The following is a 23604-nucleotide window of genomic DNA, read 5'->3' on the forward strand; positions in this document are numbered from 1 at the left end:
ACAGTAGTTTTTTGTGTTATAGATGAAAAACAAATTTTTATTCTTCAATTTATAGAATACATAATTATTTTTTAATGTTATTATGAAAAAACATACGTAAAAGTGTTGCACTTATCTTGACAATTTATCATTAAAAAAATAAAAAAATTATTGAAAAAAATATTTTCCTACTTGACAAAAATGAAAGAAAGAGTTATTATATTTGCATAAAGCACAATGCATTATACATATTAACTTTTTAATTTAAATTTTTTTGATTTTTTAGGAGGAAAAAATTATGGACTTTTCAAAATACCCTGCAGAACCTTTTAAGATTAAAGTTGTTGAACCTGTGAAAATGATTTCTAAAGAAGAAAGAATAGCTGCTATAAAAGAAGCTGGATATAATACATTTAACTTAAAATCTGAGGATTGCTACATAGATTTATTGACAGACAGCGGAACAAACGCTATGTCTGATTCTCAATGGGCAGGAATGATGATAGGTGATGAAGCATATGCAGGATCTAAAAACTGGGTATTCTTAGAATCAACTATAAAAGAATTATTTGGATTTAAGCATGTTGTTCCTACTCACCAAGGACGTGGAGCAGAAAATATACTTTCTACAATAGCTATAAAACCGGGACAATATGTACTTGGAAATATGTATTTCACAACTACTCGTTACCATCAAGAAAGAAATGGCGGTATATTCATGGATATAATCCGTCAAGAAGCACATGATGCTACTATAGACATACCTTTCAAAGGTGATATAGACGTAGAAAAAATGGAAAGTATAATAAAAGAAAAAGGACCTGAAAACATAGCTTATGTTTGCTTGGCAGTAACAGTAAACTTAGCAGGTGGACAACCTGTTTCTATGAAAAATATGAAAGAAGTAAGAAAAGTTGCAGACAAATACGGAGTTAAAGTATTCTATGATGCTACTCGTTGTGTAGAAAACGCATACTTTATAAAAGAACAAGAAGAAGGATATCAAGATAAAACTATAAAAGAAATATGCCACGAAATGTTCAGTTATTCTGACGGAGCTACTTGCTCAGGTAAAAAAGACGGTATAGTAAACATAGGTGGATTCTTAGCTATAAATGATGACGAATTATTCGGAAAAGCTAAAGAAATAGTTGTTGTATTTGAAGGTATGCCTTCATACGGCGGTATGTCAGGACGTGATATGCAAGCTATAGCTATAGGATTTAGAGAAGCTATGCAATTTGAATATATAGAACACAGAGTTAAACAAGTTCGTTACTTAGGAGATAGATTAAAAGAAGCAGGAATACCAATAGTAGAACCTGTTGGAGGACACGCTGTATTCCTTGATGCAAGAAGATTCTGTCCACATCTAAATCAAGAACAATTCCCTGCACAATCATTAGCAGCAGCATTATATGTTGAAGCAGGTGTTCGTTCAATGGAAAGAGGAATAGTTTCTGCAGGTAGAGATGCAAAAACAGGTGAAAACCATAAACCGAAACTTGAAACAGTAAGACTTACTATACCAAGAAGAGTATACACATATGCTCATATGGATATAGTTGCTGAAGCTTGTATAAAACTATTCAAACATAAAGAAGATATAAAACCGTTGAAATTCGTTTATGAACCAAAACAATTACGTTTCTTCACAGCAAAATTTGATATAGCTGAATAATATAACTTGATTAAAACAACAGCTTTATAAAAAGCTATATATAATTAGTTTATTATTTATTATAAGTTTACTCAATTTTCGCACAATTCATTTATTATAGTAATTAAAAAGACTTAACTGAATATAAGTGCGAGAATTGAGTTTTATTAATATATAGGCATTAAATATTTTTATATGGCAAACGATTTTAATATTTTTTTATTTATAATCTTTACAAAAAGCAAGGAGGGTTAGTAATGGGTAATAATAGTGACAAACAATTTAAGTCTAAATGGGGATTTGTGCTTGCATGTGTAGGTTCAGCAGTCGGTATGGCTAATGTTTGGGGATTTCCATATAAGCTTGGAAGTATGGGAGGCTCAGCCTTTTTAATAGCATATTTAATATTTATAGTTATATTCAGTTATGTAGGACTGTCTACTGAATATGCAGTAGGTAGAAGAGCTAAGACAGGTACTGTCGGAGCATATACAATGGCTTGGAAATCAGGCGGACAAGATAATGCAATAGGTAAAAATGTAGGTTGGTTGCCACTTGCGGGTTCAATGTGTATTGCCATAGGATATGCCGTAATAATATCATATGTACTAAAAGGATTGTTGCAATCTATAACAGGCAGTATAATGACTGTAGTTCCCGGTGAATGGTTTGAATCATTTGCAATGAAGGATTTTTCAGTTGTACCTCTACACTTGGCGATTCTTATAATAACATTGCTTACACTTATATTCGGGGCAGAAAGTATTGAAAAAAGTAATAAGATAATGATGCCGTTATTTTTCATATTATTCGTGTTTATGGCAATAAGAATAGCTATGTTGCCGGGAGCAATCGAAGGTTATAAATACATATTTATTCCTGATTGGAGTAAACTTGCAGACCCTATGGTTTGGGTATGGGCAATGGGACAAGCATTTTTCTCACTTTCAGTTACAGGTAGCGGTATGATAGTTTATGGAGCATATTTGTCAGATGCTGAAGACGTAATAGATGGAGCAAAAAGTACAGCATTATTTGATACAATAGCCGCTATGGTTGCAGCGCTTGTTATGATACCTGCATGCTTTGCATATAATCAAGATCCGGCAGGCGGACCGGGATTATTGTTTGTTACTCTACCGACTATTTTGCAAGATATGCCCGGAGGAAGATTATTTGCTATAGTTCTTTACCTTGCAGTTGTATTCGGTGGAATATCATCACTTCAAAATATGCTTGAAGTTGTTTTGGAATCAGTAAATTTCCGTTTACCTAATATAAAAAGAAATTATATACTTGCAGGATTGTTTGTAATATGCATGGGTATAGGAGTATTTATGGAGCCTATATATAAATGGGGACCTTGGATGGATATAGTATCAATATATATCATACCGATAGGTGCTACACTTGGTGCGATATCTTGGTTCTGGGTTATGAAAAAAGAAGATTTGATCGATGAAATAAACAAAGGTGCAAAAAAACCTGTATCAGAGTCTTGGTATTTAATAGGTAAATTTATATATGTTCCTTTAGCACTTATACTTTGTATAATAGCATTGGTTAAAGGTATTTCTTTCTAAATTATTTAAAGTGTAATTATTAAATTATGATTATATAATAAAAGTACAAGTTTAAATTCAAATTAAAAAAAGAGGGTATCTGCTAAAAAAGCGGCTACTCTCTTTTATTAAGAAAAATTATAAAAATATTATAATATTTTTTATAGTTATACTAAAAATTAATAAAATAATGGATACTTCTGTTTTTAAGAATTTATTAGCCAATACTAATAACCGTTTATAATACCAATTATTTTATATTTGGTGAGTTTATAATATCAATAATTTTGTTGTAATATAATTTATATGGTCATTTAATGAGTTTTTAGTATAAGTAAAATTAAGTATAGTTAAAATAATTTATATAAACATATCCAATTAATTAAACATATATAAGTGTTACTACTGATTATAAGATTTTTTTTCCAAATACCTTCTTATAAATTCCAAGGCTAATAATATTGCTATACCAAGTATAAATCCGAATATGTTAAATGTTGAAAAACTTAATTGAGGTAATGGATTTTTCAGTGTTGTAGGGCCCATAGATATGGCATATAATGAGCCTATCATCAAACCTGTTATAAAATAAATCATCTTACTTTTGTGATTTTTAAGTGTCAAGCGTATGGTTTTAATAGAAATGGCAAGCCCAAACAGTATTCCGAGACCTAATGCCATAAGCCCCCATATTACTGAAAAATTAAATGTAATAAACTCTTTTACAGCTGTAATTGTAGGAACATAAACACCGAATATAAGAAGCAGTGTAGAGCCTGATATTCCCGGCAAGACCATTGCAGTTATGGCAATCATACCTGATATGAACACATATATAAATTGCGATGCACTGAGAGATTCAAAATGAATTGATGAATTATTCAGTACAGATGAACGTAGAGAAGATATTGTTATTACAAGAGCTATGCCGAGTATGGAAAATAGTATTTCTCCATATTTTCCTTGTATATTTTTCTTTTCAGATATTATTACAAATGGAATTGATGACAATGTAAGTCCTAAAAATATTGAGCTTAGAAGATATATTTTACTTTCAAATAAATTGGAAAGTACCGCAACTGACATACCCATTCCTATAATCCAGCCGATTATAAGTTTGGCTATAAAATATATAGCTTGACTTCTTTTTTTTGGATCTTCTTTTGAAAACAGATAATGTACTGAATCTAATAACTTTTCATAAAAACCGAGTATAAAAGCTATTGTTCCTCCTGAAACTCCCGGCACGCTGTCGGCAAGTGCCATACAAAAACCGTAGAATATATTTATAATCATTAATTATCTCCTGTTTATATTTCTATTTTGAAAAATTTTATTGCATTTTGTTTCGTTATATTGAATATTTCTGTTTCTTCTAATCCTTTTAACTCAGCTATTTTTTGTCCTACATATCTCACGTTGGCAGGTTCGTTTCTCTTACCTCTTTTAGGCTCCGGAGAAAGATATGGAGAGTCTGTTTCTATAAATATTCTGTCAAGTGGTGCATATTTTGCAACTTCTTGAAGGTTGGTGGATTTTTTAAAAGTTACAGGACCTGCAAATGATAGATAGCAACCTAAATCGAGATATAATTTTGCCATTTCTTTACTTTGTGAATAGCAGTGCAAGACACAATCTGCATTTTTTTTATGTTTTTTCAACACTTCATATGTGTCATTTGAGGCATCTCTTGAATGTATTATGAATGGTAAATTAAGTTTGTTTGCAAGCTCTATTTGTTTTATAAACACTTCGTGCTGTATATCTCTTGGAGAAAAGTCATAGTAATAATCAAGACCTATTTCACCTATTGCAACAACTTTATTTTCTTCTACAGCCATTTTTTCTATTTTTTGAAAATTATCATCGTTCATATATTTTGCTTCGTGTGGGTGAAATCCTACAGCGCTATATATAAAATTATATTTATTGGATAACTCGACGGATTTTTTTGATGTGTCTAAATCACAACCTGGATTTACTAAAAGAGATATGTCATTGTCTTTCAGATTTTTGATAACTGCATCTAAATCTTTTTCAAAATCCTCACTATCGAGATGAGCGTGTGTATCGAATATCATTTTAATCTCCTAAATAATTAATGCTGAAAATCAATAGAACGGCAGAAAATAATATTGTGTAATTTAGTAAAATATTATGCTGTTTATAAATTTCTTATATGAATTCATATACTTATTCTATTGGACATCAGTATAAAATATATAATTTAAAAGAGCAATGTATAACATTGCTCAATATCAGTAAAAGAAAAATTTATGATACGGTTGCACTGTCGTCTATGCCGTCTGCATTTAATACAATAAGATCTTTGTCATCTGCTGTTGCTGCCGACAATATCATTCCATGTGATACTAAACCTTTAAGTTTTCGAGGTTTCAGATTTGCAACGTAAACTATATTTTTTCCGATTAAATCTTCAGGTTTATAGAATTTTGCTATTCCTGATATTATTTGTCTCGTATGCTCTCCTGATTTTATTTGGAAAACCAATAATTTATCAGCATCAGGATGTTTTTTTGCATCTATTATTTTGCCTACTCTCAAATCCAATTTATCAAAATCGTCTATTGTTATTTCGGATTTTTCCTTAAATGTTTCTTCTTTTTTTACATCTTCTTTTGGTGCGAACATATCGTGCATTACTTGCAGTTCTTTTTCTATGTCAAGTCTTGGAAATAATATTTCACCTTTTTGTACTTTCGTACCGCCTTTTGTCAATCCGTAAGTAAGTGCAGATTCGTAATTTCTAAGATCTTCAGGTGTATTTAGCTGTGCAAAAATTTTGCTTGCAGTATAGTGAAGTATAGGGCTTATCATTACTGTTGCAATTCTGAGCGTTTCTGCCAAATCATACAATACTGCGTTTAATTGTTCTTTTGATTTTTCATCTCTTGCTAATTTCCAAGGCATTGTTTCGTCAACATATTTGTTTGCACGTCTTATAACTTTCCATATTTCTTCCAACGCTTCGCTGAATTGCAATTCATTCATAGCGCTGTCAACTTTTTGAGGCATAGCCTTAACTACTTCCAATAAGCTTTCAAAATATGGAGTATTTTCTTTTTTCTCTAAAATTATGCCACCATTATATTTTTCTATCATAGAAACTGTTCTTGATAATAAATTGCCGAGATCATTTGCAAGATCGGAGTTTATTCTGTTTAAAAATGCTGAATTTGTATAATTTCCGTCCTGACCGAAAGTGAATTCCCTCAGTAAGAAATATTTTAAACTGTCAATTCCGTATCTTTCAATTATAGGTTCGGGATATACTATGTTTCCTTTTGACTTGCTCATCTTGTCATCGGAAAATAATATCCAGCCGTGACCGTATATTTTTTTAGGAAGAGGTACATCAAGAGCCATTAAGAGTGCAGGCCAGATTATACTGTGAAATCTTACGATCTCTTTTCCTACTAAATGCACATCGGCAGGCCAATATTTTTGAAATAAACTGTCATCATCACTGTCGTATCCGAGTGCTGTTATATAATTGGAAAGTGCATCCACCCACACATAAATAACGTGTTTTTCATCAAAAGGAACTTTTATACCCCAATCAAATGACGAACGGGATACTGACAAATCTTCAAGACCTTTGTCTATGAAATTGCTGAGCATTTCATTTTTACGGCTTTCAGGGAAACAGAAATCAGGATTTTCTAAAAAATGTTTTTTCAATCTTTCGCCATATTTTGACAATCTGAAAAAATAAGAAGTCTCTTTTCTTTTTTGTACTTTTCTGTGGCAGTCGGGACACTTACCGTCTACTAATTGTGAATCTGTCCAGAATGACTCACAAGGAACACAGTAATTTCCTTCATATTCACCTAAATATATATCTCCTTTATCATATAGAGTTTGAAATATTTTTTGTACGGCTTTTTCGTGTCTTTCTTCAGTTGTTCTTATGAAATCGTCATAGGATATTTCCATAGTTTCCCAAAGTTTTTTTATGTCTGCTATCATACCGTCAAGATATACTTTAGGTTCAAGTCCTAATTCAGCGGCTTTTTTTTGTATTTTTTCGCCATGCTCATCAGTACCTGTCAAAAATCTGACATCATAACCTGTAAATCTTTTATATCTTGATATTGCATCTGTTGCAACAGTAGTATATGTGTGTCCTATATGAAGTCTGCCGCTTGGATAATATATGGGAGTTGTTATATAAAATTTCTTTTTTTCACACATTATTTTTCCTCCAAATTTAATATTTATACTAATATCCTTTTAATTAATGGATATTTTTTATTTTGATTGTAGTTTACTTTTGAATATTTAAAAATAATGCTATCCATTATTCTATTAACTTTCGATATTAATTATACTAAAAAAGTAATTAGTATCTGAAAATAAGCATAATTTCAATTTACTCTTTATTAAAAAAATAAATCTATATTTTAAATTTACAACATAATTATAATACAAAAAAATATGAAATAATACAAGAATTTTTGTAAAAAGAATGAAATTTGTAAAATACAAATACATGCTAAAATGTTTAATAAAAAATAACTTGTATGTAAAATGTTTATTTTTTGTATAAATGTATATAAATAACTTATAATATTGCGTTTTTTAACAATGAAAGGAAAGAATGAGCTATGAAAGGTACTGTTGTAAAACTCTGGATAAACACTCTCAAAGGTATATATGGGGAGAATGAGATAAATGATATTATAAGAAGTATAGGTATGGATCCTGCAAGAGCCATATCTCCTCTTGAAAATGTGGAAGATGGTATTGTATATAAGATGACAGGTGCAGTAGCACAGCATTATAATATCACCGAATCAAATCTGTGGAGAATGATTGGAGAGGATAATATAAAAGAGTTTTTTAAATGGTATCCTGTATTTTTCAACAAGGCGAATATGTTTTTATTCTTGTGTTCATTAAATAATATACACCAAGTTGTCAGAAAAAGGATATCAGGCTCAAATCCTCCTATATTGGATATAGAGATAGTGGGCAAAAAAGAGGCTACTATGACATATAAGTCCGGCAGAAATATGTTTGATTATCTTATCGGACTTTTAGAAGGAACTAAAAAGCATTTTAATGAAAACGTAAAAATTGAAGAATTATCAAGAGGTAACGGTATTTTAGTTTTAAAATTATCTTTTGATTATGAACTTATGGAGCATAAAAATTATTTATTCGGGAAAATCTTGTCATTAGGATTTATAAAAAATCAGCCTATAAAAATATTTTTATTTTCTTTAATACCGGCATTAATTTTATCAATATTTATAAAAAATCCTTTTGTAATATCAGTTATATCAGCCTTGCTTGCCCTTATAGGAAGTAAAGTTCTTATGACTCCTGTTGAAGACATGAAAAATGAAATTGATAAATTATCCGATAAAAATTATATTTCCCGCAAAAAATATAACACATATGATGAATATAACGAGATATTTGACAGTATAAAAGAGCATAAGGAAAAATTTGCGGAAGGTTTTATAGATTTATCAAGTATGACTGGAGAAATGGCATCATTTTCAGGGGATTTGCTTGAAATATCAAATGCAATGCAAGAAACCAGTGCGGAAATATCAAAATCTGTTGACAGGTTAAATGAAAAGTCTTTGGAACAGTCAAATTATACTGAAAAAAATGTTTCTATGCTTTCTGATAATGTAGAAAATATAATAGAATTGTCAAAAACGGAGATGAACAATAAAGCTGAAGTTGAAAAAGCTGTGCAGACAACTACTAAATCATTTGAAAAGTTAAATGAAACTACGAAAAATTTACAATTTATAGTTGATAAATTTGAAAGTTTAAAAGAAAACAGTGACAGATTAAAATCAAACGGTAAAGAAATAGAAGACATAGCATCTTTCGTATCAAGCATATCATATCAGACAAACTTGCTTGCGTTAAATGCATCGATAGAAGCCGCAAGAGCAGGTGAAGCGGGTAAAGGATTTGCAGTTGTGGCGGAAGAAGTAAGGGAATTGGCACAAAAATCGGAGCAAGCTGCTACAAAGATAAAAGATAACATATTTAATTTTTTAAGTGATATAGAAGTTATGGTATCCGAGATATATGAACAAAATGAAATATTGCAATCAGGTACACAAACCATAAAAGAATCTATGGATATAACAAAAATATCAAACGCTCAAATAGGAAAAATATCAATGCAAATGTCATTGTCAGCCGATAAGTTGGAAAAACAGGCTCAAAATTTGAAAAATATACTTGAGGATATGAATATGTTATCAGAAACGGCAGGTGATAATGCAAACTTGGCACAGTCTGCAAAAGATAATGTAAACAGTTATTCAAGAGAATTGAATAAACTTGTTTTAGGAATAAGAAATTTTGAATCTGCAATAGGTCAATTTGACAAGATGCTTTCAGAATATAAACTTTAGATAAAAGGAATAAATTATGCTGTATATATGCCCTACACCTATAGGAAATCTTGAAGATATAACAATAAGGACTTTAAATACATTAAGATTTGCAGATGAAATATATTGTGAAGACACAAGACATACAATAAAATTGCTGAATCATTATGAGATTAAAAAACCGTTATTTTCATTACACGAGCATAATGAAAATATGAAGAGTGATGAAGTTATAGAAAAAATAAAATCAGGTAAGAATATAGCATATGTATCGGACGCAGGAATGCCCGGAATATCGGATCCGGGCTCAAAATTAATACAGCTTTGTATAGAAAACGGCGTTCAAGTTACAACTTTACCCGGTGCAAGCGCTATGGTAGTTGCACTTGTAAACTCCGGTTTAGATACAAGAAGTTTTACATTTGTAGGTTTTTTAGAGAGAGAAAACGGTAAGAAAAAAGCACAGTTGGAAAAATTATTAAAAAAAGAAGAAACCCTTATAATATACGAGTCGCCACACAGAATAAAACAGACAGTCAAACAACTCTATGAGGTATTTTTAAACAGAAAAACAGTAATAGCAAGAGAAATAAGTAAAAAATTTGAAGAATATATAAGAACAGATTTACAAACTTTGGATTATATGTTAAATTATGAAAAAAAAGAACTTATAGGAGAGCTCATATTAATAATTGAAGGTAATAAGGATATAAAGCAAGAGCAAGTATTATCTGATGATGAAATAATCTCAATTTTAAAAGAAAAAACAGATTCCGGTTTATCTACAAAAGATGCTGTAAAATTTGTTTCAAAAGAGTATAATATAAATAAGAACAGGGTATATAATATATCTACATCGTTATCCGAGTAATACGGAGAAATTATACTATTATTCAATTAAATATATTTTTATATGATGCTCAAATATATTTTACTTTGAGCACTTTTTTTATAAATATCTGTAGTGGATATTTATAAAAACGTTAGCAATCTCTATCGAAAAACAGTTTGAGCATATCTTATATTAAATGCTGATTAAAGTTGTATTATATATCTAAAAAAATCATATTTTTTTAAAATTGGCAAATATATAAAAATTGGAAATTTTATATTTTGTAATGGTGTTTAGTATTAGTTTGAATTGGATTTAGTTTAAGTATAAAAAAATTATTATGCGAATTATAAAAAGGTGAATAATTATGTATACTTCAGTGCATAGCAGTAAATTTAAAGAGCATTTAAAAAAAGTCTATACAGATTTCAAAAATAAGCATTGTTATATAAAAATGACAGATTCCGTTTTCAATAAAATATATTTTAAACATAATTATATAAATAAACCGAGATACAGCAGCAGTCTCATAGATAGAATATATAAGATGAAACATAGATATGTAAGCGATATTTTTGTAAACAGTGATGACTATATACAAGAATATAGTATTAACGGCAGTTATAACAGTTATTTTTCGTATGGGAGTTATAATTCGTATAACTCATATAACAGTTATAACTCATACAGCTCATATAACTCTTACAATTCATATAATTCGTACAATTCTTATGGTTCATACGGTTCATTTGCAAATGCGTACAGTTTATACAATAGCTTTTACGCCTGTACTTACAACAATGTATCCCTTTTTGTAAATTTGGAAATGTATAAAAATAGGCTAAGAACTATATATAAAAATGAATATCAATACACTTCTTGTGATATAAAACAGAGTTTTTTTGTTATGGGATACGGATTGGAGCTTATATAGACAATTCTTTATCTGAATTGATATTGGAGGAGTAGACATGAATGCTTTTCATTGTATATGCAGTAAACCTGCATTTTATAATCAGGAGTTTTATATGCAAGACTATCAAATATTGACTATGATATTGTCCGCGCTTCAATGGCGAAAAAATTGTGGTAATATAAAACTTGTATTAGATGAATGTGCTTTAAAATATATAAAGGACAATTTTTTAGAATATATATGGGATGACATAGAATTATTAAAAGAAGAAGATATAGATTATGAGATGTTTTGGGCAGGCGCTAAAATTTTTGCGTTAAAATCTCAAAACACTCCTATAGCAATGATAGATTTGGATATGATAGTATGGAACAATATGGAAGATGAACTGTCTGATAAAAAAATAGCAGCTATACATAGTGAGCCTATAATGTCCAATACTTATAAAGACAAATATTATTTTAATATGAGGCGTGACTACACATTTGATGATGAATTTGACTGGGACGTTTTGCCTTCAAATACAGCTTTTTTATACATACAGGACGAGGAATTTAAGAATTATTATTGTGATGAAGCTATAAATTTTATGAAAAATTCAGCTAAAAGCGATGACAAACTATGTTATATGGTTTTTGCGGAACAAAGACTTTTATCCATGTGTGCAAAGAAAAAAGATATAAATGTAGATTATTTGATAGAATTTCCAAAGGCTATAGGGAATCAAGATAATTTTACACATATATGGGGATATAAAAATGTATTGGCTCAAAATGAAAGTGAAAACTACAAGTTTTGCAAGAGATGTGTAAACAGAATCATTAAAGATTTTCCTAAAGAAAGTGCCTTGCTTATGGATAAAGCATTTTTTTATAAATATATGGATTGATTTATACTTATACTAACAATCATTTATAATGTCGAATATTTTATATGATGAAATTATAATTTGAGAGTATAGATAATTTTGGTGTGATACAATTACATGGCTTTCAATAGTTTTTTAGTGTCAGTCTGTTCAAAAAATATTATAAAGCAATTATATTTTTGATTTATTATAAGTGCTATTTAATTTAGTATTATTATAACTTTATCTTGGAGAAAATAAATGGATAATATAAATAATATTTTGAAAAAATCTATACTTTTTGAGAACGTTACAGAGCAGGAATTAAAAGATATAATTGAATTTTCAAAAACAAGATTAATTAGTTTAAAAAAAGATGAATATCTGTTTTATCAGGAAGACGAGCCGAGAAACCTATATATATTGATAGACGGAGCGGTACAAATAGAAAAAACCGATGTAAACGGTAAAAGAATGATAATGAACAGGTTTGATGAAGTAGGAGTTATGTTTGCTGAAGTTTATGTGTATTTCAGCGATAAGTTATATGATTATTCTTGTATAGCTATCAAGAATACCAAAGTTTTTGCTATACCGAGAGAATTTTTTATGAACATAGATAGTTTAACTCAGAGTTATAACTATAAAATAACTCAAAATATGCTTAAAATTTTATCGAGAAAAGCTCTATATCTAAATCAAAAGGTGTTGATACTGAGCAGTTTTACGCTAAGGCAAAAAATAGCAAGTTATCTGTTGCAAAGGCTTAGAGAGTGCGACGGTAAAGAAAATAAGAAGATAAATCTGCTTTTTAAACGTGAAGAATTGGCTGATTTTATAGGAACTACAAGACCGTCACTTTCAAGAGAAATGTTGCTTATGCAGGATCAAGGCATAATAGACTTGGACAAAAATACATTTACAGTGTTGGATATACAAAAATTGCAAGAAATAATATGATGATTGAACTGTTAATAATACAAATATTTGCTCTTTAAACAAACGTATTGTAAACTCTTTATTTAAGTGATTTGTGCTTATATAAAGAGTTTTTTGATTACAAAAATCATCTGATATAATTTATCGACATTTTTTTAAAAATAATCTATAAATTTGTAACAAATGATACGGAATTTATATATATTTTTTTTATAATTAGTAAAGAAAAACAAATTATATAAATTTAAATATTGAAAATTACAGAAAATTAAGATTAAAGTAAAAGCGGAGGTAAATTATGAGCAGTATGTTTTGTTATCAATGTCAGGAAACAGCCGGAAATAAAGGTTGTACAGTAAAAGGTGTGTGCGGAAAGACAGCGGATGTAGCAAATCTTCAAGATATGCTTGTTTGGCAAACAAAAGGATTGGCTATATTGGCTAATAAGTTAAGAGCAAAAGGCGAGCAAATATCCAAACAGGTAAATCATATGGTCACTAAAAATCTGTTTATTACTATAACAAACGCCAATTTTGACGATGAGGCCATAGTTAGAGAAATACACAAGACTATGGATATGAAAAAAGAGCTTTTATCTAAATTATCAGATGAAGAAAAACAAGGTTTAAAAGAAGTTGTTTTCTACGATGAAAGAGATGCAGCTAAACTTCTTGAAAAAGCTGCAAAAATAGGTATATTATCAATAGCTGATGAAAACATAAGAAGCTTAAAAGAACTTATAACTTACGGATTGAAAGGTATGGCTGCATATGTAAAACATGCCAACAACCTCAGAAAAGACGATGAAGAAGTGGATGCATTTATACAAGATACACTTGAACAATTGCTTGATGAAAATAAGACTTTAGATGAGCTTGTAGCACTTACACTTAAAACAGGAGAATTCGGTGTAAAAGGTATGGCACTTTTAGACGGTGCAAACACATCAACATATGGTCATCCTGAAATAACAAAAGTAAATATAGGTGTTGGAAAAAATCCGGGAATATTGATTTCAGGGCATGATTTATTTGATATGAAAATGTTGCTTGAACAAACTCAAGGCACAGGCGTAGATGTTTATACTCACAGTGAAATGTTACCGGCAAATTATTATCCGGAGCTTAAAAAATATCCTAACTTTGTAGGTAACTATGGTGGAGCATGGTATGCTCAAAAAGATGATTTTGAAAATTTCAACGGAGTTATACTTATGACTACAAATTGTATCGTACCACCAAAAGACAGTTATAAAGATAGAATGTATACAACAGGCGCAGCTGGATATCCGGGATGTAAACATATAGAGGGAGAACCGGGAGAGCATAAAGATTTTTCTGAGCTTATAGAACACGCAAAGAAATGTCCTGCACCTAAAGAAATAGAAACAGGATATATAGTAGGAGGGTTTGCACATAATCAAGTATTTGCACTTGCAGATAAAGTTGTTGAAGCTGTCAAAACAGGAGCAATCAAAAAATTTGTAGTTATGGGCGGATGTGACGGAAGACAAAAAGGTAGAAGTTATTATACGCAGTTTGCAGAAGCTTTGCCAAAAGATGCGGTAATATTGACAGCAGGATGTGCAAAATACAGATACAATAAACTTAATCTTGGAGACATAGGAGGAATACCAAGAGTACTTGATGCAGGACAATGTAATGATTCATATTCATTAGCTGTAATAGCATTAAAATTGAAAGAAGTATTTGAGCTTGACGATATAAATAAATTGCCTATAGTATTCAATATAGCATGGTATGAGCAAAAAGCCGTAATAGTATTACTTGCATTGTTGTATTTAGGTGTTAAAAATATCCATTTAGGTCCAACGCTACCAGGATTTTTATCACCTGCAGTTGCAAATGTTCTTGTAGAAAATTTTGGCATAGCAGGTATAGGAACAGTAGAAGACGATATAAAATTATTCTTTGAATAATATGAAAGAGTCACTTTATTATTTTATGATAGAGTGGCTTTTATTTTTAATTTTTTATTTCAAATTCAGAATAATATACTAAAAAAGTGGTATATTAAAAACATAGTAAAAAAATCGTGTTTTATCACTTAACAAATTCCGAGTAATATGCTATAATATACAAGCTGAAAAATATAATATAAAGAAATAGCTTAAAATCAATTATTACAGAATTTTTAAAAATATAATTTGAAAAAAAATAAATTTAAGCACAATATTAATTGATAATTAGTTTTGTTTTTGTAAAATGTTTTTATATTGTTATTTTAGGTTTACAATATAAGTGTAACACTTAATAATATATATTTTTTGTTATTTATTCGGCTGTTTGACAAAATGTGTTTATATAAATCTTATATCAAGAATTAATTATAGAATATGATTTATAAAATTTATCATATTTAATACAATTTTATGAGGTGGACAATGGGAAAGCTTTTAGAAATAAAAAATTTATCTGCAAGTGTAGAAGATAAGAGTATTTTAAAAAATATAAATCTGACTGTGAATGCAGGAGAGATACATGTGCTTATGGGACCTAACGGTGCCGGTAAATCAACACTTATGAACGTTATAATGGCACATCCTAAATATACGGTAACTGAAGGACAGATAATTTTTGATGGAGAAGATATAACTGACAGCAGAACTGATGAGCGTGCAAAAAAAGGAATATTTATGTCTTTCCAAAATCCTGAAGAAATACAAGGTGTGGATGTCGAGGAGTTTTTGAAAGAGGCTCTGAATTCTCAAGGGAAAGATTATGGAAGTTCGCTTAAATTTCATAAGGAGCTTGTTAAAAAAATGGATTCATTAAAAATGGACAACTCTTATGCTCAAAGATATGTGAATGTAGGTTTTTCCGGTGGAGAGAAGAAAAAAAATGAGATGTTGCAAATGTCTATATTAAATCCTAAACTTGCTCTTTTGGATGAAACAGATTCAGGCTTGGACGTTGATGCTGTAAAAATTGTGTCTGAGGCTATAAAGGATTTTTTTGATGAAACTAAAGCCATCATAATAATAACTCACCACAAGGAAATATTAAAAAATGTTAAAGCCGACTATGTTCATGTACTTAAAGACGGCGAGCTTATAAGGACTTCTGATGCAACATTGATTGACAAGATAGAAGAAAACGGATATGAAAATATTTCAAATCTGTAATAAAGAACAGCTCTTTTTATTACTTGTTTCACAGCTTAAAAAGTGAAAGGAATTTTAATAAATATGGAATCTAAGAAAAAGACATATATAGCTGATATAAATAGGGGAATTTATGATTTAAAAAATGAATTTACCTATTCACAAAAAACTGATAAAGGACTTAATGAAGATATAGTAAGGGAGATATCAAGGAATAAAAAAGAACCTGATTGGGTACTTGAAAAAAGGTTGAAATCTCTCGAAATATTTAATAAAACTGAAAACCCTACATGGGGACCGGATTTATCTGAATTTGATATTTCTGAAATAACAACATATATAAGACCGAAAGCCGGTCTTGCTACAAACTGGGATGCTCTTCCTGACGATATAAGAAACACTTTTGATGTGCTTGGAATACCTGAGGCTGAAAAAGAGGCGCTTGCAGGTGTAGGGGCGCAATATGACTCTGAAGAAGTATATCATAGTATTAAACAATATCTTATTGATCAAGGTGTTATATATACAGATTTTGATGCGGCTATAAGAGAATGTCCTGACATAGTTAAAAAATATTTCCAAAAAGCAATACCGCCTACACTTCATAAGTATGCTGCATTACATGGCGCTGTATTTTCCGGAGGAAGTTTTGTATATGTGCCGAAGGGTGTAAATGTAGATATACCTTTACAATCATATTATAGACTAAATGCTCCGGGTGCAGGACAGTTCGAGCATACTATGATAATAGTTGAAGAAGGTGCAAATTGTCATTTTATAGAAGGGTGTTCAGCTCCTAAATATGATGTTACTAATCTTCATGCAGGAAGTGTTGAGATATTTGTAGGTAAAAATGCGACTATGAGATTTTCTACAATAGAAAACTGGTCAAGAAATATGTATAACTTGAATACAAAGAGGGCCATTGTTGAAGAAAACGGTAGAATTGAATGGGTTTCAGGTTCATTCGGCTCAAAAGTATCTATGCTTTATCCAACTTCTATACTTATAGGTGAAGGTGCAAGCAGTGAGCTTACATCTATAAGTTTTGCAGGAGAAGGACAATATCTTGACAATGGCGCTCAAGTTTTCCACTATGCGCCTAATACAAAATCTTCGATGAATACAAAAAGTATATCATCAGGTAACGGAGTATGTGTTTTCAGAGGAGTTATAAAATCTTCAGAGAATGCAAACGGAAGTAAATCTACTGTAAATTGCGAGTCATTAATGCTAAGCGAGGAGAGCAGATCTGATACTATTCCTGTTATAGATTTATATACTGATGATATAGATATAGGACATGAGGCGAGAATAGGTAAGATAGATGAGAGCTCTATATTTTATCTTATGACAAGAGGTATAAGTGAGCAAGAGGCAAGGGCGATGTTAGTAAGAGGATTTGCAAATCCTGTTGCCAAGGAATTGCCGATAGAATATGCTGTAGAAATGAATAATCTTATAAATATGGAGTTGGAAGGAACTAATGGTTAGGAGGAAAAAATGTTAGCAAATGTAATCTCATCACCTACATTTAGATATCTGAAAGGCAATAAAGCGGATATAGAGTTTGAAGATATAACTCCCAAACCATATGCAAATGTAGACGATAATTCAAAAGCTGAAGAATTAAATAAAGAGTTTAAAAATTTAGAGATAGGTGTAAATAAAGAGCTGGTTCAACTGAATAATGAAAAAGCAAATGCAAGATATATAATAAAAGTGGATAAGGATACCGACAAGACTATAAAGTATGAATTATCTGCCAAAAACGATGTACTGCTTGATGATATAAAGATACAGGCTGAAAAAAATACAAAGAGCAGTTTTATAATAGATTATAGCAATAAAGAAAATGAAAAGACATTCAGAAATTCCGTACTTTATGTATATGCAAAAGAAAACGCAAATGTAGATATATTTTTGGTATCAAGACAAAATGATAATGCTAAGATATATCAAAGCGTAGGAGTTATAACAAAAGAAAACGCAAATGTAAACTTGTATCAGGTAGAGCTTGGAATGGGAGATAAATTATTTTCTTGTCAAGCCAATGTAGACGGAAATAAGAGTGTGTTTAATATAGATGGAGCATATTTTTTGGAGAAAAAACAGACTTTTGATATGCTTTATAACGTAAATTTATTCGGCGCTCAAAGTGAATCGCAAATAACAGTAAACGGTGTTCAAAAAGATGAATCAAGGAAAGTGTTTAAAGGAACATTGGATTTCAAAAGAGGAGCAAGAGCGTCAAAAGGCTCTGAGTCTGAATATGTAACACTTTTAGATAAGACGGTAAGATCAAAATCACTCCCTATAATTTTGTGCAGTGAAGAAAACATCACAGGAAATCATGCCGCAAGTGCAGGCCAAATAGATGAGGATATGTTGTTTTATATAATGAGTAGAGGATTTTCCAGAGACGAGGCTACAAGCCTTATAGTAGAAGCGAGATTAGTACCAGTAATTGATAAATTACCGGATACAAAGCTTAGAGATACATTGCTTGAAAATCTTAAAGAAAAAATGACAAGAAGGTAGGATACTATGTTATTAGATGATAAGATTGTTAAAATAAGAGAAGATTTTTCTTATTTGGATGAGCAAAAATTGGGAAGAAAGATAATATATTTAGATAATGCTGCTACTTCACAAAAGCCAAACTGTGTAATAGATGCATTGAGCGATTATTATAAGTATCAAAATGCAAACCCTCATAGAGGGGCGCATTATTTGACTGTCAAGGCTACAGAGGCGTATGAAAATGCAAGAAGCTCAATAGCAAAGTTTATAAATGCAAAATCTTCAGATGAAATAATATTCACAAGAAATACGACAGAAAGTTTGAATTTGATAGCATATAGTTATGCGCTTGAAAATCTGAAAAAAGATGATGAAATATTGATAACAATACTGGAACATCACAGCAACTTTACAACTTGGCACTATGTAGCTGAAAAAACAGGTGCTAAATTGAAAATAGTATATCTTGACGACAATTTCAGTGTTGATATGACAGATTTTGAAAATAAGCTTACTTCAAAAACAAAATTGGTATCTGTTACAGGCGCATCAAATGTTACATCTTGTATGCCTGATATCGAAAAAATAGTAGAGCTCTCTCATAAAAATGGAGCTATAGTAGTTGTTGACGGTGCACAGCTCGCTCCACATAAAAAAGTTGATATGCAAAAAATAAATTGTGATTTCTTTGCTATTTCAGGACATAAAATGCTGTCACCTATGGGAATAGGTATATTATACGGAAAAAAAGATATACTTGACAATATGAAACCATTTATGTATGGAGGAGAGATGATAGAGTATGTTTATGAAGACCACTCTACATTTACACTTTCTCCTACAAGATTTGAAGCCGGTACTATGAATGTAGGCGGTGCTATAGGACTTGCAAAAGCAATAGAGTATATGGAAGCTATAGGTATGGATAACATATATGAAAGAGAAAGACAGTTGAGCGAGTATGCAGTATCACAGCTTAATAAAATACCGTATATAGACATATATTATCCGCAAAATGCAAAAAATGTAGGCAGTGCCATAGCGTTTAATGTAAAAGAAATACATCCTCATGATGTGGCATCTATACTTGATAATTTTAATATAGCTGTAAGAAGCGGTCATCACTGTGCAATGCCTCTTCACAAATATTTAAAAATAAATGCAAGCTGTAGAGCATCAATATCTTTTTATAATACAAAACAAGAAATTGACGAATTCTTGACACACCTTGAAGATGTAAGGAGGACACTCGGTTATGGACTTGAATGATATATATCAGCAAATAATATTGGAGCACTCAAAGAGCAAAAAAAATAAACATGATTTGGAAAGTTATGATATGTCCGAGCCGGGACATAACCCAAGCTGTGGTGATGAAATAACATTGCAGGTAAAATTGAGTGATGATAAGAAAAATATACAAGATCTTGCTTTTACAGGTGTAGGATGTGCAATATCTCAAGCATCCGCATCAATAATGTGCGACCTTTTAAGAGGAAAAACCATTGAAGAAGCAAAAGAATTGTGTGAAATATTTTTAGGTATGATAAGACGTGAGATAACTGATGATGAAACTCTTGAAAAACTGGAAGATGCAGAGGCTCTCAGAAATATAAGTAATATGCCGGCAAGAGTAAAATGTGCAGTACTTGCATGGCATACCTTAAATGATATGATAACAAAAAATTAATAAGAGTGAATTATCTGAAAATATAAGTTTATAAAAAAGTTCCTAAATTATAGTGAATACTATTTTTAGGAACTTTTTTACGGATTTAAAATATTATCTTGCTATATGTTCTGAATCACAATAAGCGCATCTGTAAACTTTTTTATCTCTGTCAACCAATTTGAAAGTATGGACTATTTCTTGTTCAACAGAAGTTATACAACGCGGATTTTTACAAATTACTACGTCTTTAAGTGTTTCAGGCAAAGATAGGTGTACTTTACTGGACAACTTACCGTCTTTTACCTTGTTTACAGTAATATTGCTGTCTATATAACCCAATACATCAAAATCCAATTCTATATCTTCATCTATTTTTATTATATCTTTTTTTCCGTATTTTGTACTGCTTACATGCTGAATTATAGCTACCGTACAAGTCAATTTGTCCAATCCGAGCAATTTATATATCTTCATACTTAGACCTGCTTTTATATGGTCAAGTACAATACCGTTATTTACACCATCTACATTCATAATTGCCTCCTAATTTTAATTTGTAATACTATTTATATAGAATAATGGATAATTGTTTTTGCATACATCTTTATTGAAAAATTTATTTTTTAGACGATAACTATATCCGTTTTTCAAATAAATATTAGTATAAGTAAATTTCAATACAAAGTAAGAGTTTATATGATTTTTTTATACCTGTATATTTAAAAGTAATAATATCAATGCCATTCTTATATGTTTTCCGCATAATGCTTGGAAGAAATAGCATGCTCTTTCATCATCATCTACTTCTACAGATATTTCATTTACTCTTGGAAGAGGGTGCATTATTGTAAGGTCTTTTTTTGCAGTTTCCAGTTTTTCTAAGTCCAATATATAGCTGTCTTTTAATCGGATATAGTCGGCTTCGTTGAAAAATCTTTCTCTTTGAACTCTTGTCATATATAGTATGTCAAGCATAGGCATAGCTTCTTCTAAACTTTCGACTTCTGTCCATAATACACCGGCTTTGTTCATGGATTCTTTTATATAATCTGGTACTTGTAATTCTACAGGTGAGATTAAAACAAATTTTATATTGTCATATCTTAACATAGCTTCTATAAGCGAATGGACTGTACGTCCAAATTTCAAGTCTCCGCATACACCTATTGTCAGATCGGACAGTCTGCCTTTTTTACGCTTTATAGTTAATAAATCTGTAAGTGTCTGAGTAGGATGAAAATGTCCTCCGTCACCTGCATTTATTATAGGAACTGTAGTTCGTTGTGCGCCTACTATTGGAGCACCTTCTTTTGGGTGACGCATAGCAATTATATCTGCATAACAACCTACTGTTCTTATTGTATCGCTTACACTTTCACCTTTAGCAGCTGAACTTGAGTTTGCGGATGAAAAACCTAATACATTTCCTCCAAGCTCTAACATAGCTGCTTCAAAACTTAGACGTGTTCTTGTACTCGGTTCAAAAAATAATGTGGCAAGTTTTTTATGGGCACATATGTTTTCATATTTGCTGTGATTTTTGACAATATCATCTGCTATTTCGATTAATTTATCTATTTCTTGCACGGATAAATCTGTTATATTGATTAAATTTCTTACACTATCCATTATTTTTCTCCTTTCATCCAACTTTCATTTTGTGGGTTATCTCTAAATTTAAGTATTTTTGTTTTATCGTCAGATTTTATATATCTTGTTTCTATTGCTACATCGAGCAAAGTATCCAAATCACAAAGGCTTATGTTTACAACATTATTTTCTTTTAATTTGTCTTTTGATTTTTTCATATTGTATGTGAATATGCTGGCGATTCCAAGTACATCAGCATCATGTTCTCTAAGTACATTTACAGTTTCTATAGATGAACCTGCCGTAGAAATAAGGTCTTCAATTACAACTACTTTTTGTTTAGGCAATAGTCTTCCTTCTATTTGATTTGTTCTGCCGTGATCTTTTGCAGAGCCTCTGACATATCCCATAGGGATGTTCATAAGGTGTCCTACTATTGCAGCATGTGCAATACCGGCAGTACTTGTACCCATAACCACTTCACAAGTAGGAAAATATGTTTTTATAGTTTTTGCCAAAGATTGTTCGATTAGTGTACGAACTTGTGGCGAAGTGAGTGTAAGTCTGTTATCACAATATATAGGGCTTTTTATTCCTGATGCCCATGTAAAAGGCTCATCAGGTCTTAGAAATACAGCTTGTATAGATAGCAGAGCTTTTGCAATATCATGTTTCATATATACCTCCTGATAAAAATACTTGACATAAAATAAGTAAATAAGCAAAATTTAATTAACAGATGTATAGTTGTAAATTTTTTAAAATTAAGTGTGTTATAATACAAAAAAATTATTAATTAGTTTTATAATATTATTGTATTTATAATATTATAAAGTATTAAATTTTATATGAGTTAAAATTTTTATAAAAACTCTTTTAAACATCTTTCATATGCGAGTACAGGATCATCCGCTTTTGTAATAGGTCTGCCCACTACTATGAAGTTTGAACCTAATTTCTTTGCATCTTCAGGTGTAGTTATACGTACTTGGTCATCTTTTTTTGCCTCTGCAAATCTTATTCCGGGTGTAACAGTAAGAAAATCTGAGCCACAAGCGTTGTGAATAAGAGCAGATTCTCTTGGGGAGCATACAACTCCGTCGAGACCTGCAAATTTTGTATTTTGAGCGTATTTTGTAACTGTATCTTCCAAACTGTGATTTATAAGCAGTTCTTCTTGCATTCTTTCTTCACTTGTGGAAGTGAGCTGAGTTACTGCTATGAGCAAAGGTCTGTTTTCTACTTTTATAGAAGTGAGACCTCTTAAAGCAGCCTGCATCATCTCAATAGTACCTGCGGCATGAACGTTACACATATCCACATCCAATTTAGCCAAGGACATCATGGCTTTTTCAACTGTATTAGGAATGTCGTGAAGTTTTAAGTCTAAAAATATCTTGTGTCCTCTTGCTTTTATTTCATTTATTATGCTTGGTCCTTCGCTGTAAAAAAGTTCCATGCCTATTTTTACAAAAGGTTTTTTGCCTTCAAATTTATCCAAAAATTCCAATGTTTCTTTTCCATTTGGAAAGTCCAGTGCTATAATAACATCTTTTTTCATAACAACACTC

At 30.7% G+C, this 23604-nt stretch carries 20 protein-coding genes; 13 read left to right on the forward strand and 7 right to left on the reverse strand.

Annotated features, from left to right (window positions below; all coding sequences use genetic code 11):
* Positions 1-277: 277 nt before the first annotated feature.
* Positions 278-1660 (forward strand): tyrosine phenol-lyase, encoded by a 1383-nt coding sequence (locus HMPREF9629_RS06295; RefSeq protein ID WP_009525537.1) that lies wholly within the window; start codon positions 278-280, stop codon positions 1658-1660.
* 236 nt (positions 1661-1896) lie between these two features.
* Positions 1897-3222: a sodium-dependent transporter gene (locus HMPREF9629_RS06300; RefSeq protein WP_009525538.1), complete on the forward strand. Its 1326-nt coding sequence runs from the start codon at positions 1897-1899 to the stop codon at positions 3220-3222.
* A gap of 381 nt (positions 3223-3603) precedes the next feature.
* Here the strand turns inward: HMPREF9629_RS06300 and HMPREF9629_RS06305 are convergent, their stop codons facing one another.
* The 3 genes from HMPREF9629_RS06305 to metG all read right to left on the reverse strand — a co-directional run bounded on the left by HMPREF9629_RS06305 (position 3604) and on the right by metG (position 7416).
* A complete protein-coding gene (locus HMPREF9629_RS06305; protein WP_009525539.1) occupies positions 3604-4497 on the reverse strand; it encodes a DUF368 domain-containing protein in 894 nt (297 codons plus the stop codon).
* A 14-nt stretch (positions 4498-4511) separates the two neighbouring features.
* On the reverse strand, positions 4512-5282 hold the full coding sequence (locus tag HMPREF9629_RS06310) for a TatD family hydrolase (RefSeq protein ID WP_009525540.1): 771 nt from the start codon (positions 5280-5282) through the stop codon (positions 4512-4514).
* Positions 5283-5475: 193 nt separating this feature from the next.
* Entirely contained in the window at positions 5476-7416 is a 1941-nt protein-coding gene (metG, locus tag HMPREF9629_RS06315) for a methionine--tRNA ligase (RefSeq protein ID WP_009525541.1), read from the reverse strand.
* A gap of 413 nt (positions 7417-7829) precedes the next feature.
* Here metG and HMPREF9629_RS06320 point away from each other — a divergent pair, with 413 nt between their 5' ends.
* The 11 genes from HMPREF9629_RS06320 (at position 7830) to sufU (ending at position 20461) form a co-directional block, all read left to right on the forward strand.
* Positions 7830-9611, forward strand: coding sequence for a heme NO-binding domain-containing protein (locus HMPREF9629_RS06320; RefSeq protein WP_009525542.1), 1782 nt, complete (start codon positions 7830-7832; stop codon positions 9609-9611).
* A 16-nt stretch (positions 9612-9627) separates the two neighbouring features.
* Positions 9628-10461 carry a 16S rRNA (cytidine(1402)-2'-O)-methyltransferase gene (rsmI, locus tag HMPREF9629_RS06325; protein WP_009525543.1) on the forward strand — a complete coding sequence of 278 codons (834 nt, stop codon included), beginning with the start codon at positions 9628-9630 and terminating at the stop codon, positions 10459-10461.
* A gap of 328 nt (positions 10462-10789) precedes the next feature.
* Complete coding sequence (locus tag HMPREF9629_RS06330; protein ID WP_009525544.1) at positions 10790-11356, forward strand: hypothetical protein; 567 nt, start codon at positions 10790-10792, stop codon at positions 11354-11356.
* A gap of 37 nt (positions 11357-11393) precedes the next feature.
* Complete coding sequence (locus HMPREF9629_RS06335; RefSeq protein WP_009525545.1) at positions 11394-12227, forward strand: DUF6734 family protein; 834 nt, start codon at positions 11394-11396, stop codon at positions 12225-12227.
* 219 nt (positions 12228-12446) lie between these two features.
* Positions 12447-13145: a Crp/Fnr family transcriptional regulator gene (locus HMPREF9629_RS06340; RefSeq protein WP_009525546.1), complete on the forward strand. Its 699-nt coding sequence runs from the start codon at positions 12447-12449 to the stop codon at positions 13143-13145.
* Positions 13146-13422: 277 nt separating this feature from the next.
* Positions 13423-15063, forward strand: a complete 1641-nt coding sequence (gene hcp / locus HMPREF9629_RS06345) for a hydroxylamine reductase (RefSeq protein WP_009525547.1) — start codon at positions 13423-13425, stop codon at positions 15061-15063.
* Positions 15064-15528: 465 nt separating this feature from the next.
* Positions 15529-16269, forward strand: coding sequence for a Fe-S cluster assembly ATPase SufC (gene sufC / locus HMPREF9629_RS06350; RefSeq protein ID WP_009525548.1), 741 nt, complete (start codon positions 15529-15531; stop codon positions 16267-16269).
* 63 nt (positions 16270-16332) lie between these two features.
* Positions 16333-17742: a Fe-S cluster assembly protein SufB gene (gene sufB / locus HMPREF9629_RS06355; protein ID WP_009525549.1), complete on the forward strand. Its 1410-nt coding sequence runs from the start codon at positions 16333-16335 to the stop codon at positions 17740-17742.
* Positions 17743-17751: 9 nt separating this feature from the next.
* Positions 17752-18789 carry a SufD family Fe-S cluster assembly protein gene (locus HMPREF9629_RS06360; RefSeq protein ID WP_009525550.1) on the forward strand — a complete coding sequence of 346 codons (1038 nt, stop codon included), beginning with the start codon at positions 17752-17754 and terminating at the stop codon, positions 18787-18789.
* A gap of 6 nt (positions 18790-18795) precedes the next feature.
* Entirely contained in the window at positions 18796-20040 is a 1245-nt protein-coding gene (locus HMPREF9629_RS06365; RefSeq protein WP_009525551.1) for a cysteine desulfurase, read from the forward strand.
* Entirely contained in the window at positions 20027-20461 is a 435-nt protein-coding gene (gene sufU, locus HMPREF9629_RS06370; protein ID WP_009525552.1) for a Fe-S cluster assembly sulfur transfer protein SufU, read from the forward strand. Before HMPREF9629_RS06365 ends, sufU begins: the two co-directional genes overlap by 14 nt.
* Positions 20462-20554: 93 nt before the next feature.
* Here the strand turns inward: sufU and HMPREF9629_RS06375 are convergent, their stop codons facing one another.
* From HMPREF9629_RS06375 to pyrF, 4 genes are all read right to left on the reverse strand, one after another.
* Complete coding sequence (locus tag HMPREF9629_RS06375; RefSeq protein WP_009525553.1) at positions 20555-20977, reverse strand: aspartate carbamoyltransferase regulatory subunit; 423 nt, start codon at positions 20975-20977, stop codon at positions 20555-20557.
* A gap of 171 nt (positions 20978-21148) precedes the next feature.
* Positions 21149-22072, reverse strand: a complete 924-nt coding sequence (gene pyrB, locus HMPREF9629_RS06380) for an aspartate carbamoyltransferase (protein WP_009525554.1) — start codon at positions 22070-22072, stop codon at positions 21149-21151.
* Positions 22072-22710: an orotate phosphoribosyltransferase gene (pyrE, locus tag HMPREF9629_RS06385; RefSeq protein ID WP_009525555.1), complete on the reverse strand. Its 639-nt coding sequence runs from the start codon at positions 22708-22710 to the stop codon at positions 22072-22074. The genes pyrB and pyrE overlap by 1 nt, the downstream gene beginning before the upstream one ends.
* A gap of 185 nt (positions 22711-22895) precedes the next feature.
* Complete coding sequence (gene pyrF / locus HMPREF9629_RS06390; RefSeq protein WP_009525556.1) at positions 22896-23594, reverse strand: orotidine-5'-phosphate decarboxylase; 699 nt, start codon at positions 23592-23594, stop codon at positions 22896-22898.
* Positions 23595-23604 lie beyond the last annotated feature (10 nt).

It is taken from the genome of Peptoanaerobacter stomatis, assembly GCF_000238115.1.
GTDB classification, from domain to species: Bacteria; Bacillota; Clostridia; order Peptostreptococcales; family Filifactoraceae; genus Peptoanaerobacter; species Peptoanaerobacter stomatis.

What these genes read in the sequence shown, in the direction of transcription:
- pyrF (WP_009525556.1), bottom strand. Translation starts at nt 23,594, where the DNA reads ATGAAAAAAGATGTTATTATAGCACTGGACTTTCCAAATGGAAAAGAA.
- HMPREF9629_RS06335 (WP_009525545.1), top strand. Translation starts at nt 11,394, where the DNA reads ATGAATGCTTTTCATTGTATATGCAGTAAACCTGCATTTTATAATCAG.
- HMPREF9629_RS06365 (WP_009525551.1), top strand. Translation starts at nt 18,796, where the DNA reads ATGTTATTAGATGATAAGATTGTTAAAATAAGAGAAGATTTTTCTTAT.
- HMPREF9629_RS06330 (WP_009525544.1), top strand. Translation starts at nt 10,790, where the DNA reads ATGTATACTTCAGTGCATAGCAGTAAATTTAAAGAGCATTTAAAAAAA.
- HMPREF9629_RS06375 (WP_009525553.1), bottom strand. Translation starts at nt 20,977, where the DNA reads ATGAATGTAGATGGTGTAAATAACGGTATTGTACTTGACCATATAAAA.
- metG (WP_009525541.1), bottom strand. Translation starts at nt 7,416, where the DNA reads ATGTGTGAAAAAAAGAAATTTTATATAACAACTCCCATATATTATCCA.
- pyrE (WP_009525555.1), bottom strand. Translation starts at nt 22,710, where the DNA reads ATGAAACATGATATTGCAAAAGCTCTGCTATCTATACAAGCTGTATTT.
- sufC (WP_009525548.1), top strand. Translation starts at nt 15,529, where the DNA reads ATGGGAAAGCTTTTAGAAATAAAAAATTTATCTGCAAGTGTAGAAGAT.
- sufU (WP_009525552.1), top strand. Translation starts at nt 20,027, where the DNA reads ATGGACTTGAATGATATATATCAGCAAATAATATTGGAGCACTCAAAG.
- HMPREF9629_RS06310 (WP_009525540.1), bottom strand. Translation starts at nt 5,282, where the DNA reads ATGATATTCGATACACACGCTCATCTCGATAGTGAGGATTTTGAAAAA.
- HMPREF9629_RS06300 (WP_009525538.1), top strand. Translation starts at nt 1,897, where the DNA reads ATGGGTAATAATAGTGACAAACAATTTAAGTCTAAATGGGGATTTGTG.
- hcp (WP_009525547.1), top strand. Translation starts at nt 13,423, where the DNA reads ATGAGCAGTATGTTTTGTTATCAATGTCAGGAAACAGCCGGAAATAAA.
- HMPREF9629_RS06320 (WP_009525542.1), top strand. Translation starts at nt 7,830, where the DNA reads ATGAAAGGTACTGTTGTAAAACTCTGGATAAACACTCTCAAAGGTATA.
- pyrB (WP_009525554.1), bottom strand. Translation starts at nt 22,072, where the DNA reads ATGGATAGTGTAAGAAATTTAATCAATATAACAGATTTATCCGTGCAA.
- HMPREF9629_RS06340 (WP_009525546.1), top strand. Translation starts at nt 12,447, where the DNA reads ATGGATAATATAAATAATATTTTGAAAAAATCTATACTTTTTGAGAAC.
- rsmI (WP_009525543.1), top strand. Translation starts at nt 9,628, where the DNA reads ATGCTGTATATATGCCCTACACCTATAGGAAATCTTGAAGATATAACA.
- HMPREF9629_RS06295 (WP_009525537.1), top strand. Translation starts at nt 278, where the DNA reads ATGGACTTTTCAAAATACCCTGCAGAACCTTTTAAGATTAAAGTTGTT.
- HMPREF9629_RS06360 (WP_009525550.1), top strand. Translation starts at nt 17,752, where the DNA reads ATGTTAGCAAATGTAATCTCATCACCTACATTTAGATATCTGAAAGGC.
- sufB (WP_009525549.1), top strand. Translation starts at nt 16,333, where the DNA reads ATGGAATCTAAGAAAAAGACATATATAGCTGATATAAATAGGGGAATT.
- HMPREF9629_RS06305 (WP_009525539.1), bottom strand. Translation starts at nt 4,497, where the DNA reads ATGATTATAAATATATTCTACGGTTTTTGTATGGCACTTGCCGACAGC.